Consider the following 208-nt stretch of genomic DNA (forward strand, 5'->3'; position numbering starts at 1 on the left):
CTTCGAGCGCCAGGTCACCCTCCAGAAGGACCTGGCCGCCAAGTGCCGCGCCACCAACGCCTCCGTGCTGCCGCACGTCACCACCCGCAACACGGCCCGCGACATGGACGTCATCCGCGGCGCGCTCGGCGAGAAGAAGATCTCCTACTTCGGCTACTCGTACGGCACCTACCTGGGCACCGTCTACACCCAGATGTTCCCCGGCCGC

At 67.8% G+C, this 208-nt stretch carries 1 protein-coding gene; it reads left to right on the forward strand.

Annotated features, from left to right (window positions below; translation table 11 throughout):
- Window positions 1-208: alpha/beta fold hydrolase (locus IH09_RS36410; protein ID WP_190233553.1), on the forward strand; the 208-nt coding region annotated here is incomplete at both ends.

This window comes from Streptomyces celluloflavus, assembly GCA_000720995.1.
Lineage (GTDB): Bacteria > Actinomycetota > Actinomycetes > Streptomycetales > Streptomycetaceae > Streptomyces > Streptomyces celluloflavus.